Here is a 15,411-nt window from a genome sequence, read left to right as displayed (position 1 = left end):
ATCGAACGGGACAGTGGGATCGAAGACGCTTCGTGACGTCCTGGAGATCAAGGACTCCGTCCACGCGGGCGATTTCAAGGTCGAGTTGACCGGCGCCATCGGCGATGCGGCCGGCATGGTGAACGACTACGTCGTCACCGACCAGCTGCGTGACGCGTTCCGTCAGGCTCTCGACCTGATCAAGGTCTCGGTCGATCGGCGTGCGTCCAACGCCGCGTATCTGCATGGCTCCTTCGGCGCCGGCAAGTCGCACTTCCTCGCCGTTCTGCACGCCATCGTCAACAACGATCCGGTCGCCCGGGCCAAGCCAGGCCTGCAACCGGTGATCGCGGACCACGACTCGTGGCTGCGCGGTCGCAGGTTCCTGATGGTGCCGTACCATCTCGTCGGCTCGGCCGACATCACCTCCGCGCTGCTCGGGGGCTATGTCAAGGAAGTCGCGCGCGTGCGTCCGGATGCGCCGACTCCCGCTGTCTACCGGGACGAGTCGCTGATCGCGGACGCCCGCAAGCAGCGCGAGTTCTTCGCGGATGACGCCCGGTTCGCCGCCTGGCTGGAGGGCGGCCGGCCCGCCGCCGCTGCCGCGTCGCAGAGCACTGTGGACGACGATAGTGACCTCCCGCGGATGAACAGGCCGGAGGAGGATGCAGGCGCGGACTCCGTGTGGACCCCGGCCGCGCTGGACGCCGCCTTCGCCGCTCCCCCGGGAGATCCTCAGCGGAAGAAGCTGGTCACTGCGTTGCTCGACGGGCCGCTGAGCTCCTACCGGACCGCGATGCACGGCGCTTCCGGCGGCTTCGTGTCGCTGGAGGAGGGCCTGTCCGTCATCTCGCATCACACGAAGTCGCTCGGCTACGACGGTCTGATCCTTTTCCTCGACGAGCTGATCCTCTGGCTCCAGGCTCACCTGACGGAGAAGACCTTCGTCAATACGCAGGTGCAGGAGCTCGTCAAGCTGATCGAGTCCGGCAACAGCGACCGGCCGGTACCGATCGTGGCGTTCATCTCCCGGCAGCGCAATCTGTCCACGCTCATCGGTGAGGACATTGTCGGCGCGGACGTGAAGAACCTGGAGTACCAGGTCAACTATCTCGCCGAGCGTTTCGACGTGATCAACCTGGAGGACCGCAACCTCCCGGCGATCATCAAGGAGCGCGTGCTGCGCCGGCTCCCCGGTGCCGACGTCGAACTCGACGCCGCGTTCGCCTCCGTCGAGTCGGCCAACGCACAGGACCGGGACACGCTCCTGGACGCGCACGGCGCCACCCGGGCCGACTGGTCGGACTTCCGCACGGTCTACCCGCTCACCCCGGCACTGCTCAACGTCCTGGTCGCGCTCTCCGGCGCGCTCCAGCGCGAGCGCACCGGCCTCAAGCTCGTGCACGAACTGCTGCGGCGCAACGCGGACATGGAGGTCGGCCGGCCAATCGCGCTCGGGCATCTGTGGGACGTGCTGACCGAGCGCACGGGCGCCGCGTTCACCGACCACCTCAAGGCACAGGCGGAACACGCCCAGACCTTGCACGGCCGGATCCGGGACACGCTCAAGCAGCGTTACGGCTCGGAGACCGACGTGCGCTTCGTCCAGGACGACCTGCTCGTCAAGACCCTGCTTCTGTCCGCGCTCGCGCCCGACGTGCCCGCCCTGCAGCGGCTGACCGGGCCGAAGCTGGCCGCGCTCAACTACGGTGCGCTGCGCTCACGCGTCGCCACGGCCGGCGCGACCGCGGTGGACCGGATCAAGCGGCTGGCCGGCGGCTACGGCGAGATCCGCTCCGACGGGGATCAGGCCAATCCGGTCTTCACCGTGCACGTCTCGGACCTCGACGTCGAGCCGCTGCTCGCCGCGTGCGACGATAGCGACAAGCCCGGCACCCGCCGCGTCTGGATCAAGAACGTGCTGTGGGAGGCTCTCGGCGTCAAGGAGGACAGCGCCGCCGCCCCCGACGAGCGCACGCTCATCTGGCAGGGCACGAAGCGCACGGCCGAGTTCGTGTTCGCCAACGTACGCGATCCGCAGGCCATCTCCCGCGGCCAGTTCGAGCCGTTCACCGAGGGCAATATCAAGTTCGTCGTCGACTATCCGTTTGACGATCACGATCACGGCCCCAACGACGACTGGCAGCGTGTCAGGGATCTGTCCCGTGACGGCTTCCAGGCGCCGACGGTGGTGTGGCTGCCGCACTTCCTGTCCACCTCTGTGACCAACGACCTCGGGCGGCTGCTGCGCATCCAGGCACTGCTCAAGGGCGACCGTCTCGACGAGGTGGCCGCCACCTGGTCGATCGACGACCGGATGCGCATTCGGACGCAGCTGCGGGTCAACGAGTCCAGCCTCACCCAGCAGCTCGTCGACGCGCTCGAACAGGCCTACGGCATCAGGAACGCCGAGGAGGCCAACCTCGGCGCGCAGCTCAACGACCGCGCGCACGTCTACTCGCTCCTGCCCGATCACCAGCTCAAGCCGCTGCGCAAATCCGAAGGCTTCCAATCGGCGATGCTGCGGCTGGCCGACGACATGCTGGCCCGGATGTACCCGCAGCACCTGAACCTCGACCCGGCCGAGAAGGGTGATCTCGTCACGCTGCCGCAGCTCAAGACCGTGCTCGGCATGGTCGCCGCCGCGGTCGAGGACGGGAGCATGCGCACGGTCGTGGAGAGCACGAAGATCCCGCTCGCCAAGCGGGTCGTGCACGGCCTGCAACTCGGCGAAGTGCACGACGGCCCGCTCATCGTCACCACGGACTGGCGGCGCAGGATCGACCAGCAGGCCGCGAAGAACGGCGTCGATGCGAGCTCCGACCTGAAGGTGGAGCAGATCCGCCGCTGGATCGAGGAAATGGGCTACACCGGCCTGGACCGCAACGCCGCCAACATGATCATCGCGTGTTACGCGCTCGTCGCGGACAAGACCTGGCTCTACCGGCAGACGCCCGTGGCCGAGCCGCCGGAGCTCGACCAGATCAAGGACGGGTACGCCCTTCGTACCCAGGAGCTGCCGGATGAGCAGCAGTTCGCGGCCGCGCTCGCCAAGGCCGGCGCGCTGTTCGGCACCAAGGTCGCGCCCGTCCGCAACGCCCGCAACACCACCCAGCTCGCGAGGGCCGTACGAGCCCAGGCCAGGGCGGCCCAGCAGGCGGTCAACGACCTGCGCGGCTCCCTGTCCGCCGAAACCCACGCCCGGCTGCTGGGGCTCACCGTGGACAGCGCACGCGTCGTCGCCGTGCGCGAGGCAGCCGAGCTGCTGGCCCGGCTCGCCCGGCACGAGAACGACACGGCTCTGGTACGCGAGCTCGCCGCGGTGCAGTACTCGTGCACCGATTCGGTCATCTCGAAGACCATCAGCACCGCGAAGTCCGTACTCGACGCCTTGGATGCGCAGGACCGCGCCGAGTGGAAGATCGTCGAATCCGTGCACGACATGGCCCAGCGGGCGGACGACCTTGGCGAGCAGTCCAGGGCGCTGATCGAGCGGCTGCGTCTGGCCGCAGCGAGCGACGAGTTCACCCGGCCGCTCGCCGAGGTTCTGCACGAGGTCGGCGGCCGCGGGCTGACGCTGCTGTCCGAGGCGCAGCGCCGGGCCGCGGTAGCGCTGCCGCAAGCCGGGGGCGCATCGGCCGACGCCGCCGGCTACGCCCCGGCCGCTGAGGTCGAGGCACCGCCCGCCGGGTCCCGGCCGACCAGCGCGGAGCAGATCAGCCTGACCGAGCACGGCGTGCCAGGCGACCAGCCGATTCCCGAGCGCCCGGCTCCGAAGGCGGCAACCCGGCCCACCGGCCGCATCGTCGTCGCGCCGTCCGGGGTCGGCGCCGGCTCGGTCGAGAGCGCCTGGGAGTCGGCGGTCGGCCAGCTGCTCGAGCAGGCTCGGGACTATGCCGCGGCGAATCCCGGCGTGCGGATCGAAGTGTCCTGGCAGCCCATCGACGACACACCCGACGCGGCCACGTCGGGCGAGGGCGGCCAGTGATGTCCCTCGATGCGGCCACAGCGCCTCCCCGGATCAGCCGCGGCACGCTCGAATCCCTCGTCCGCAAAGAGCTGCGGCGCAAGCAAAGCCGCCGCCTGTTCCTGGTGTACGTCGATTACCCGACGAGCCAGTTCTCTGTCGTACTCGAGGACGAGGACGAGGGCGCGGGCAGCGAAAGGTACGCCGTCAGCGTGGTCGCCTGCCCGAGCGTGCTGGCCGTCGCCGACGCGTGGGAACAGTTCCAGCGGGAGGGCGAACGCACGCCCGACGGCGCGCCGCGGGTACTGGTGATCGCCACCGACCTGCCCGCAGCGGAGATCGGCTGGAGCCTTCGGGCGCACGCCGCGTACATGAGCACCATCGCGGTCAATCCGGCAGAGCTGGTGCGCGAACAATTCGGCGTCCGGGAACTGGACTGGCGCCTGGCCCGCGAAACCTGGCTTCTCGACGCCCTGCTGGCCGCAGAGCCCCAGCACGGATGGGACACCGCGTCACCAGGGGCGAGCCGTGGCTCCCTGCTGACCCGGGACAGCGCGGTCGCCGCGCTGCTGGCCGTCCGGCTTGGCCTCGGTTCCCTGGACGGCGGTGGCGGCGCGCCGGACGCGGGCGCCGTACTGGAATGGTCGCGCGGAACAGGCCCGGAGTGCTTCGCCGCGTTGCCTGAGGCCGAACGCGCCGGTGTCAGCGCGTGGCTTGCCGAGGCCACCGGTCCGGTCGCGGCAATCGTGCTGCGCCTGGCCGAATTGGGCCGGGCGCGCGACGCCGTCGCCCTGGGGTTGTTGTGCACCGCTCTGGACGCGCGACGCGGCTCGGCCGGCCTGAGCGACGCGCTACTGCTCCTCGGCGCGCTCTTCGGGCCGGGCGCTCCCTCCGCGGCGGAACTCGGCACATTCGCCCAGGCCGCCGAAGGCACTGTGCACCGCTGGATCACGGCTACCGAGGGCGGCGGAGACCGGACCGGGGACCTTCGCAGTCGCGTTTTGGACGCCGTGACCCGCGCCGAAGCTCTCGCGGCGGGCTATCCGCAGTTGCAGGCCGCGTTCGCGGCGAGCGCGACACTGCCGACCGGTTTCGAAGCGCGCTTGACCGCGTTCGCCGCCGCGCTGACGGCGGATCAGGAAGCGCACTCCCCCGCATCGCTGGAACGGGCGGAGAAGGCGCATCGGACGCTCGCCGGGCACCGGCTCGCGATCGTCCACCCGCGGCGCCTCGCCGTCGCGGAGATGGCCTTGCGCGCGTTGCGCTGGCTGCACACGGCAGGCACCGAGGCGCAGCCCGCGCATGTCTCCGGCTGGCTCTCCCGTCACCTCACCGACCTCGGCTGGCTCGACCGAGCTCTCACCGTCCTGTACCACGGCGACCCCGATCCCGGGCCTGACACGGCCGCCGCCGAAGAGACCGCCGCGGCGTACCGGTCGGTATACGGACGCGTACGAGCCCGCCGCGACGCCTTGGACCGGAGCTTCGCGTCTACTCTCGCAGCCTGGACCGGCGGCGAGGATGCACCGAGCAATTCCGGCACCCTCCTCGTCGAGGAGGTCCTCGACAAGGTGGCCGCGCGTTTGGCGACCGACACCGGGCGACCTCCGCTCGTCCTCGTGCTCGACGGCATGTCCAGTGCCGTCGCGACCGAGTTCGGCGAACGTCTGACCCGGCGCAATGTCTTCACCGAAGCGGCGATCGCGCCTGCGGCCGGGCACTCGGCACGGATGGCGGCGGCGGCCGTCATCCCCTCGGTGACCGTCTACAGCCGCACGTCGTTGCTCTGCGGCGCGCGTCAAGCCGGCGGGCAGCGTGAGGAAAAGGACGGGTTCGCCGCATTCTGGCGGGCGCGAGCCGGCCGGGAAGCGCTTCTGTTCCACAAGCGGGACATCGGCGACGAACTGGCCGGTGGACGGCTCAGCCCCGCACTGATGTCGGCGCTGCCCGGCGAGGCAGTCATCGGCGTGGTGCTCAACGACGTAGACGACGCGCTGGACAAAGGCGCGCGCGGCGACCGCACCGCTTGGACGCTCGAGAACGTCACCCACTTCGAGTCGCTTCTCGACGCCGCACGCAGCTTCGACCGGCCCGTGGTGCTCGTCTCCGACCACGGACACATCCTCGACCGCTCGACGGCGAACGACGTGCCCACGCGTACGTCCAGCGCGGACAAGAGCCAGCGATACCGCTCCGCTGAGGCCGAACCCGCCTCAGCCGACGAGATCCTGCTCAGCGGGCCGCGCGTGATGGACTGCGGCGGCACACTCATCGCCGCCGTCTCCGAACAGGTGCGCTACACCGCACGCCGGGCCGGATACCACGGCGGCGCCGCACTCGCCGAGATGACGGTCCCTGTGCTCGTGTTCCTGCCCGAAGGCATGCCCGTGCCCAAGGGCTGGACCGCACTCGCACCGTGGCGGCCCACGCCGCGATGGTGGAGCACCCTGCCGGTGGAGACCGATGCTTCCGGCGCAGCCGGCACCCCCCTCGCTGCTCCCGTTCCCGAACCGCCGAAGCCGGCCGGGCCGCGCAAGTCGACGAAGCCGGTGCAGCACGAGGCGCTCTTCCCGCTCCCCGCCGACGATGCTGCTTCCGCACCTGCCCAGACCGCCGAGCCCGTTAAGAACCGTGACGCCGCGTCCGTCGGCGCGGCGGTCGTGGCGAGCGCGGTCTACCGAGACCAGAAGAAGTTCGTCCTTAAGATGAAGGACGAGGAGGTGATCGCCGCCATCGACGCGCTGCACGGCGGCGACAGGACCCTCCCGGCCTCGGTGCTCGCCGAGATCGTCGGGCGCAGCGGCACATCCTTCGACGGCTTCCTGGCAAATCTGGAGCGGCTGCTGAACATCGACCAATACCCGGTTCTGTCCAGGATCGACTCGGGTCGCACGGTCAGACTGGACTTCGACCTGCTCGCAGAGCAGTTCAGCCTCGGCCGAATCCAGACCGGCCAGCTCTAGACTGAAGATCGATCAAGACTCGGGAGGCTGGATGGCGGCGGTCAGTGCGGCGCGCAGGCGGCAGGTCATCGACTCGCTACGGCGCGGAACCGTACCCGAAGCCGGGCTCGACCTGTTCGCGGTCGGACTCGACCGGTTCACCGCGAGCCTCGATGAGGAACTCGCCTCCGTCGCGCGCGGCGCGGCGAGCTTCCACGCGATCCGAGGCGAGTACGGCAGCGGCAAGACGTTCTTCGCTCGCTGGCTCGCCGAACGGGCGAAAAAGGCCGGACTCGCCACGGCGGAGATCCAAATCTCCGAGACCGAGACCCCGCTACACCGGCTCGAAACCGTCTACCGCAGGCTCACCGAGCACCTGAGCACAGCGACCCACCAGCCCAGCGCGCTGCGTGCCGTCATCGACGCCTGGTTCTACACACTGGAGGAAGACGCCGCCGAGGACCTGGCAGTGTCGGGCGACCAGGGCCGCCTCACATCCGCCGTCGACGCCCTACTTGAACAGCGGCTAGCCGACGTGTCGCTCTCGGCGCCGGCGTTTGCCGCAGCGCTGCGCGGCTACCGGGCGGCGCGGCTCGCCGGGGACGCGGCCACCGCAGAGGCGCTGATCGCGTGGGTCGGCGGCCAGCCCTCCGTGGCCGCGGCCGCCAAGCGCGCGGCCGGCCTGCGCGGCGAGATCGACCACACCGCGGCGTTCGGATTCCTGCGCGGCCTGCTCACCGTGCTGCGCGAATGCGGGCACCCCGGCCTCCTGGTCGTGCTCGACGAGATCGAGACACTCCAGCGCGTGCGCACCGACGTGCGTGAAAAGGGGCTCAATGCCCTGCGTCAGCTGCTCGACGAGATCGACGCGGGCCGTTTCCCCGGCCTGTTCCTCCTCATTACCGGCACCCCGGCCTTCTACGACGGGCAGCAAGGCGTGCAGCGGCTCCCTCCGCTCGCCCAGCGGCTGACCACTGACTTCACCACCGACCCGCGTTTCGACTCCCCGCGCGCCGTCCAGCTGCGCCTGGCCGGGTTCGACCTCGAACGCCTCGGTGAACTCGGCCGCAGGGTGCGCGACCTGTACGCCGACGGCGCCCGCAACCCGGACCGGATCGCCGCGCACGCCGACGACGCCTACCTCGACGCACTGGCCCGCGCCGTCACCGGCGGACTCGGCGGCCACGTCGGCATCGCGCCGCGGCTGTTCCTGCGCAAACTCGTCGGCGATGTGCTCGACCGCATCGACGAGTTCGATGACTTCGACCCGCGCAAGCACTACCGGCTGACCATCGGCGCGGCGGAGTTGACCGAGGTGGAGCGCAACGCCGCCTCGCCCGCGTCGTCCGCGGACGAGGTTGCGCTGGACCTGCCATGACCGTTGAACCCGGCCGGCTCGAGGCTGCCAACGCACCCGCGGCCGGTGGCGACGAACCTTTTACCGCGCTGCACCCGGTCATCGCCCACCACATCGTCAACACACTAGGATGGCAGGCGCTGCGCCCGCTGCAACAGGCCACGATCAGACCGTTGCTCGAGGGCGAAGACGCCGTCCTGCTCGCACCCACCGCCGGGGGCAAGACCGAGGCCGCGTGCTTCCCTCTGCTCTCGGCCATGGAAGCAGGGCGCTGGCGCGGGCTGAGCGTGCTCTACCTGTGCCCGATCAAGGCGCTGCTGAACAACCTCGAATCAAGGATCGACCGGTATACCGGCTGGATCGGGCGCCGTGCCGCTCTCTGGCACGGCGACGTCGCAGCCGGCGCCCGCCGCGCGATGCTGCGCGAGCCACCGGACGTGCTACTGACCACGCCCGAATCCCTCGAAGCGATGCTCGTGTCCGTCAACGTGGACCATCGCGAGCTGTTCCGGAACCTGCGCGCCGTCGTCGTCGACGAGGTGCACGCCTTCGCCGGGGACGACCGCGGCTGGCACCTGCTCGCAATCCTCGAACGCCTCTCCCGGATCGCCGGCCGTCCGATCCAGCGCGTCGGGCTGTCCGCGACAGTCGGCAATCCACAAGAACTCCTGCACTGGCTCCAGGGCTCCGGCGCGCAAACCAGGCCCGGCTCGGTCGTCGCCCCCGACCTGGCGGCCGCCGACTCCGCCAGTCCCACCGACGCCGGGCCCGCGACGCCACCACCCGGCGACATCGAGCTCGACTACGTCGGTTCCATCGAGAACGCCGCACTCGTCATCAGCAGCCTGCACAAAGGCGAGAAGCGACTCGTCTTCTGCGACTCGCGCCGCCAGGTCGAGCAGCTGGGTGAAGCACTGCGCGCGCGAGAGGTGACCACGTTCCTGTCCCACGCGTCCCTTTCCGCGGACGAACGCCGACGCAGCGAAGCAGCCTTCGCCGACGCCCGTGACTGCGTCATCGTCGCCACATCGACACTCGAACTCGGCATCGACGTCGGAGACCTCGACCGCGTCATCCAGATCGACGCGCCCACCACCGTCGCCTCCTTCCTCCAACGCCTCGGCCGCACCGGACGCCGCCCAGGCACCGTGCGCAACTGCCTGTTCCTCGCGACGAGCGAGCACGCGCTCCTGCGCGCCGCCGGTCTGCTGCTGCTCTGGGGGCGGGGCTGGGTCGAACCCGTCGTCCCGCCAACAGAGCCACTGCACCTGGTCGCGCAGCAGTTGCTCGCCTGCTGTCTGCAGCAGGGAACGATCGGCGACCGGCTGTGGCCGGCCGAATGGAACGGCCTCGCCCCCTTCGACGCGAGCGCCCTACCGATCCTCGACTACCTGCGCGCTGCGGGTTTCGTCGATGAGGACGGCGGACAGCTGTTCATCGGCCCCGAGGCCGAGAGAAACTTCGGCCGCCGCCACTTCATGGAACTGACCGCATCCTTCACCGCCCCGCCCCAGTTCACCGTCTTCGCCGGTCGCGCGGAACTCGGCCAGATCGACCCTGCGCTGCTCACCGAGCAGACCGAACAGCCCCGCCGACTCCTGCTCGCCGGCCGGAGCTGGCAGGTGACCCACATCGACTTCAGCCATCGGCGCTGCTTCGTCGAACCCGTAGACAGCGGCGGCCGCGCGAAGTGGGGTTCGGGCGGGTCGGCAGGCCTGTCCATGGCCCTCACCCGCGCGATGCGCGACGTCGTCCTGGCCCAGAACCCTCCGGTAAAGCTCACTCGGCGGGCCGTCTCCGCGCTCGCGGACATCCGAGCCTGCCACGGCGATCGTGTCAGTGCGGAAGGCACTGTCGTGGAGAGCCTCGACGGAAAAGCACGATGGTGGACCTGGGGCGGTTTCCGCGTCAACCTGACGCTGCAGGCGAGTATTCGAGAGTTAGCCGACAACGTGCTCGACCCCGAATCGACGCCGAGCGACCAATGGATCCAGCTCTCCCCCGGCGTGTCCCACGATACTTGGCACACCGCGCTGGCAGCAGCACGCGAGTCCACGCCGAAGCGCCCCACCCCCGACGAACGCGCGATCAGAGGTCTGAAGTTCTCCGCGGCACTCCCGAACGAGGTCGCGCGGTACGTTCTTGCCACGCGCCTGGAGGACGGTCCCGGCGCGCGTGCCGTCCTGACAGAACCCGTTCGTTGGCTGCACGACCACCAGTAGGCGGCTCGTCTGACCGTGTGGCGATCATAGCTACTGTAACGGCGAGTACCGGCCGGGCAAATCCGTCATTCCTCGGCGAGCGCGTACGACGTGCCTCTCACGCTACCGAGCAATCGGCGACGGGTACCTGCCGACGCGCGCGTTGTTCCACTCCATCAACCCGGACTTGAAATGGCTGAAGATGTGCTGGTGGAAAGTGATCCGCTCCCCCGGTGCCTTGCTGTAGTGGCCCCACTCCTTCAACTCGTCGTCGGTGGCGTGATAGATGCACCAGTTGAACTTGTCGTACAGGGGCGGCTCATTGAAGACGAACCAGAAGTACGGGAACACCGCGGAGAGATGGGCCATCTCCTTACGGAGGGTCGCTGTACCCGGGTCCTTCACGTAGGTCTCGGGCGCTTCCTCGAGGAGCCGGGCCACCTCTTCAAAAAGGCCATGCACGATGTAGCAGACGTACAACGCTGTCAACAGCCGAGCCTCGGGAGCGTAGGTTTGGTCATCACCAACGGCCGGCCGGGTGGCGTGAACGTTGCTAACCTCGTGGAGGTCCTGCGCCGCGTGGTGGGTGGGATGCAGCGTCTTCCCCAGGAAGGTGTAGTGGGCCTCGATCCTAGCGATATCCCCGGAAGTCACGACGCCGTTGAGCTTTAGGTTCTGCAGCAGCGCATCGTACGACAGGTAGTAGCGGTACTGGCTTGCGGCCTCTGCCTTAAAGCCTTTCACAGCCTTCTTAGTCTCCTGGGAACGCTCGTAGTACTGGAAGTAATGCTCGTCCTCCAGACGCATGACCTCTGGCCGGAATCGCTGGAACGAAAAGTAGTGGATCGGGATGAGGTAGCTCGGGTCTTCACTGTCGCGCACGCCCTCGAAGACGTACATGATCTGCTTGGTGTGCTGATACTGCTCGACCGACAGCGGGACGGCCCTACCCGCCGCCCTCGCCTGGGCGACTTCGTCCTGGCGTTCCCTCAGCTTGGCCTTGAACTGCGCGGCTGTTAAGCCGCTGCTGCTCAGGTCCTCCAGCTTGATTAGCTTGCGACCACGGCACATGAGGATGAAGAGCAGGTAGTGCTCGAAGAGCGACCGACTCAGGCCGAGGGCATCGGCTACCAGCTTGTTCTCCACCAACAGTAGGCAACTGCACGCAGTCTCGACCCGGAAGTTCACGAAGCCGAAGGCGTCCATGTAGAAGGTGCTGGCCATGTTGTAGCGCAGCTCATCCCCCACCGTCCGATAGGCCTTAATCAGCTCTCTGGTATAGCTGATGACTCGCTTGGTCTCAGCATCGACCGCATCCACGTAGACCAGGTTGTACACTCTGCCCTGCCCTCCTCGAAGTACCGAGAGCAAGCGTAGCGAGGACGCGGCCAAGAAGAGGAGTTTCGTTTCAAGGGCCTCGGACCGGACGAAAAAGCACCGAGGAGATTTCTGCCTCGACGTGGCCTACGCTCGCAAAGGGCTTCAACGCGATCAAGCAACATGAGGCCTGTCTGAACAGTGACATCTATGTGACTGGCGGAGTAGGAACCCTCCGGTCTCTTGCTGCACGCCCCGTGTCCTAGACGGGCTGCTTCAAGCAGTCCCGCCGGCCGCGGGGTTGGTCGGCTCGTTCCTCGGCCTCACTCCCGACGCAAGGTGTTTACGAACGTTCCTAGGCCAGAACTCGGTTGGTAGTACACCCAACTTATGGCCTCGACGGTCTGCATCGTGTTGATCAGCTCAACATGCGACGCTTCGAGGTCGATCCACTTGTCGTCGCCCTTACCAAGGCCGAGGGCATGGTTTGGACCGATCGGTAGAAGTACCGTGTTCGCCTCGTACAGCGCTGCCTTTCTGATCTGCCCGTCCCAGTTGCTGACCGGGAGCGCAGGTGCATCGCCCACCAAGAACTGCTGGCCCGCTGGTGGCCGGGCTATCTCAAGCTTCTTGTTGACGAAGTGGTTCCGGGCCGTCTTGAAGTTCTCGCGCACCCGCTCGGCAAAGTGCCTGCTGAAGATAACCTCTGGAATCTCATGCAGTAGCTCATTGATGTGCTCAAGCGCTTGGTCGCCTACTGGGTACAGGCCGTACCGGTCGTAGAAGGCGTTCACCAAGAGCTGCCGGTGCTGCTCCATCCAGAGCCGCTTCTGCCGCTGCGTGACCTCTTGCAACAGGGCTTCGGACGTGTCCTTGTAGGCCTTGCTCCTCGCCCAGTGGAGCGCAATGCAGTCCTTGAGCACCTTCACGTGGTCGGGCTTGTCCAAGATGGTTTTGTCGTCCACCGATGTGAAGGCGGCTGGAAGGAAGTCCTCGACCTCTGTCTTCCAGTAAGCCTCGTACTCCTGGGGGTTGTGCGTGATGAAGCCCTCGACCCGTCCTACCGCTGATGGAGGCTTGTCGTACTCCCGCGGCCGGGTGAGGTAGTAGGCCTTCAACTTGCCTGAGGTGGAGTCGGCGAAGCGCGCCAACAAGCACCGAGTGACCGTGTGCAAGTCCTTCGGCGGGTTGTTCTGTGGGCCGCCAGGCTGAGTGTTCATGATCTACCGACAGCCCCTACGCGTCGAACTCGCCGTTCTTCATTGCAGCCCGGAAGGCTGCGAACTCGGCGTCGGTGAAGATGTGGGGTTCTTTTCAGGCTCACGGGAGTTACGGACAGCCCACTCGCCGGACGGCAGGTGCGCTCCTCTATGCAATTGCCACCCGGCGTGCTGGAGTACGACGACTTACGCCACACCGCACTCTTGAGGTCGTCCTGGTTCACCAAACCCCTCCATCGCCGCCCTGACCATCTCGACTGAGCGGTTCGGCGACAGGGCCGTTGCGCGCATCAGATCAAAGCTGAGGTTACAGGCTGCGACGCGATGAGGTGAGTCGATGACGCCAGCGGTACCGCCGTGGCTCTCAACGTAGCCAACGTCCACCGCATGGTCGTCACCGCCGTTCTCGCTGCTCCACTCGGCGCTCCGGATCGTCTCGGCGAGCGGAATCGTGCGAGAAAGATCAGGCCGAGTACCGCGCAGAGGTCTCATTATTGCGGGATCGCGAGCCACGGTCTCGACGCGGCGTGTAGGTTCGGAACGTGCTCGATGCCCCGGGCGACTTCTTCGCGGCCAGATACGTCTCCGGCCCCTCCTCCGACGCGGCCGAGACTGCCGGGGACGTCCTGCTTCCCGGCCGTGACATCACCGACTACGACCACGAGCCAGCCGCGGTGCCGCTGCTGCAGCTCCGCCCGACCGGAGGTCTGCTGCTTCTCGGCGAGCCCGGCATGGGCAAGACCCGCGCCCTCGAAAACCTCACGGCCGCGTGGATGGAGTCTGGACTCATCGCGTCCGCGCCCGTCCGCATCGACCTGGACACGGTCACCGGAGACACCTCGTTCGAGGCGCGCGTGGCAAAGCGTTTAACCCGGCGCCTGACGCGCGAATCCGAGCCGGTCGACCCCGACACGCCGCCCGTCCTGTGCGTGCTCGACAACGTCGACCGCTGTGGGCTGCGGCCGGCACAACTCGTCGAGTCGCTCACGGATCTCCTGGACACGATCTCGGCAAGGCTCTGCCTCGTCCTCGCGTGCCGAACGACCGACTGGCCCCCACCACGCAGGGAGAATCCTTCGACCGAAGCAACCTCGGCCGAGGCAGCCTTAGGCGAGCGCCTGCCCGGCTTCACCACCAGGCACCTTCTGCCCCTCAGCCCCCGGGAAGTGGCCGAACTCGCCCTCGCTCGCAAACTCGACCCCGAGGTGTTCCTGCGCGAAGTCCACCGAGTCGCGGCGATGCCGCTGGCGTGCATCCCACAGACAGCGCAGATGCTGGCAGACAGGTTCGCCGACTCCGGCAAACTCACCAACGACCCGTTGGAGCTGTTCGAGACGGCGCTGCTCGAACTAGCCCGCGATCCCGACCCCGACCGGGCCGGAGGGCCACCGCGCGGCACGACTCGTCCCGCCGGGCTCGCCGCACACCGCCTCGCGGTCAGCGCGAGGATCGCCGCATGGACCACCCTGTGCGAGCGCCCCAGCATCCAGACGACTGACGCACTGGGCGAGGACGGCGACCTCAGTCTCGTCGAGTTCCTCGGCCAGGAGCCGTTCCCGCACGAGGAACGGCCCGGACTCGAGCAGGTGCACGACGCGCTGTCCAGCACGATCTTCACGGGCCGCGGTCCCTACCGACGGATCCTGCGCCATCCGACGTTCGCGGCGTTCCTCACCGCCCGGTTCCTCACCGATCAGAAGATCGGGCAGGACCGGCTTCGCCACATCCTGCTCGGCCCCGGCGAGGTCACAACGGTCCGTCCCCTGCTGCGAGATACCGCGGCGTGGTTGGTGGCGTGCGACCCGCAGGCCTACGGCTGGATCATGGACGCAGACCTCGAAACCGTCGCCGCGTACCCGTACGCGATGGCCTCGGCGAAACTGCGACCGCTGCTGGCAGACGGCCTCCTTACACTCGGAGGCCAAGAGGCGCTGCGCAGCTACAAGCTCTCCGGCTACGCCCTAAGCAGCCTCGAGCACCCCGGACTCGAGCACCAGCTGCGGACCGCCCTCACACAAGGCCCGCCCGGCCGCACCCGCATCGCCACCGAGATCGCCCTGGCGACAGGCTCTACAGGAGTACTCGACGAACTGGCGCTGGCCGCCCGCGACAAGGCCCAACCGCCCGACGTCCGGGTCGCCGCCGTGCGCACGATCGGCTCGCTCGACCCCACCGGCGCTGCAACACGCCTTCGGCCCGTGCTCCTGGAAAGCGGCGAACACCTCCCGGACGAGTTGCGCGGCGCGCTCCTCGACGCCCTGTGGCCCGGCGCGCTGAGCGCGGACGAACTCGCCCAGGCCATGACCCGGGAGCGCAGCCCCCGCGTCTTCGGCCTGTACGCGCTCTTCATCCACCAACTGCCCGACATGCTCGACGACGCGGACCTGCCCGCGATCCTGCGCTGGGCCGCTGGGCGCACCCCCCGCCC

General features: G+C 68.2%; 8 protein-coding genes. 5 read left to right on the top strand and 3 right to left on the bottom strand.

Translation table 11 applies throughout. The features are described from left to right. The first annotated feature begins 13 nt into the window (after positions 1-13). Genes KDK95_RS05575 through KDK95_RS05560 form a run of 4 tightly spaced genes read left to right on the top strand, consistent with a single transcriptional unit; the run spans position 14 to position 10,467 of the window. Complete coding sequence (locus tag KDK95_RS05575; protein ID WP_212516926.1) at positions 14-3,967, top strand: DUF6079 family protein; 3,954 nt, start codon at positions 14-16, stop codon at positions 3,965-3,967. Further along, positions 3,967-6,909 carry a BREX-2 system phosphatase PglZ gene (gene pglZ / locus KDK95_RS05570; protein WP_212516925.1) on the top strand — a complete coding sequence of 981 codons (2,943 nt, stop codon included), beginning with the start codon at positions 3,967-3,969 and terminating at the stop codon, positions 6,907-6,909. The genes KDK95_RS05575 and pglZ overlap by 1 nt, the downstream gene beginning before the upstream one ends. A gap of 31 nt (positions 6,910-6,940) precedes the next feature. After that, on the top strand, positions 6,941-8,266 hold the full coding sequence (gene brxD / locus KDK95_RS05565) for a BREX system ATP-binding protein BrxD (RefSeq protein WP_212516924.1): 1,326 nt from the start codon (positions 6,941-6,943) through the stop codon (positions 8,264-8,266). Continuing rightward, a complete protein-coding gene (locus KDK95_RS05560; RefSeq protein WP_212516923.1) occupies positions 8,263-10,467 on the top strand; it encodes a DEAD/DEAH box helicase in 2,205 nt (734 codons plus the stop codon). Before brxD ends, KDK95_RS05560 begins: the two co-directional genes overlap by 4 nt. A 102-nt stretch (positions 10,468-10,569) precedes the next feature. On the opposite strand, the gene KDK95_RS05555 is transcribed toward KDK95_RS05560, so the two are convergent. From KDK95_RS05555 to KDK95_RS38130, 3 genes are all read right to left on the bottom strand, one after another. Then, positions 10,570-11,784: a hypothetical protein gene (locus KDK95_RS05555; protein WP_212516922.1), complete on the bottom strand. Its 1,215-nt coding sequence runs from the start codon at positions 11,782-11,784 to the stop codon at positions 10,570-10,572. A 302-nt stretch (positions 11,785-12,086) separates the two neighbouring features. Then, positions 12,087-12,983 (bottom strand): DUF4238 domain-containing protein, encoded by an 897-nt coding sequence (locus KDK95_RS05550; protein WP_212516921.1) that lies wholly within the window; start codon positions 12,981-12,983, stop codon positions 12,087-12,089. Next, a complete protein-coding gene (locus KDK95_RS38130; protein ID WP_372463268.1) occupies positions 12,980-13,180 on the bottom strand; it encodes a DUF397 domain-containing protein in 201 nt (66 codons plus the stop codon). The genes KDK95_RS05550 and KDK95_RS38130 overlap by 4 nt, the downstream gene beginning before the upstream one ends. A 345-nt stretch (positions 13,181-13,525) precedes the next feature. On the opposite strand from KDK95_RS38130, the gene KDK95_RS05540 reads away from it, so the two are divergent. Continuing rightward, on the top strand, positions 13,526-15,411 hold a 1,886-nt coding region (locus tag KDK95_RS05540; RefSeq protein ID WP_212516919.1), incomplete at its 3' end, for an NACHT domain-containing protein.

Origin of the sequence: Actinospica acidithermotolerans, assembly GCF_018139625.1 — a bacterium.
Taxonomy (GTDB): Bacteria; Actinomycetota; Actinomycetes; order Streptomycetales; family Catenulisporaceae; genus Actinospica; species Actinospica acidithermotolerans.
This window is presented reverse-complemented; position numbering and strand designations above follow the sequence as displayed.

Coding starts and splice junctions, on each gene's coding strand:
- pglZ (WP_212516925.1), top strand. CDS start 3,967: ATGTCCCTCGATGCGGCCACAGCGCCTCCCCGGATCAGCCGCGGCACG.
- KDK95_RS05560 (WP_212516923.1), top strand. CDS start 8,263: ATGACCGTTGAACCCGGCCGGCTCGAGGCTGCCAACGCACCCGCGGCC.
- brxD (WP_212516924.1), top strand. CDS start 6,941: ATGGCGGCGGTCAGTGCGGCGCGCAGGCGGCAGGTCATCGACTCGCTA.
- KDK95_RS05550 (WP_212516921.1), bottom strand. CDS start 12,983: ATGAACACTCAGCCTGGCGGCCCACAGAACAACCCGCCGAAGGACTTG.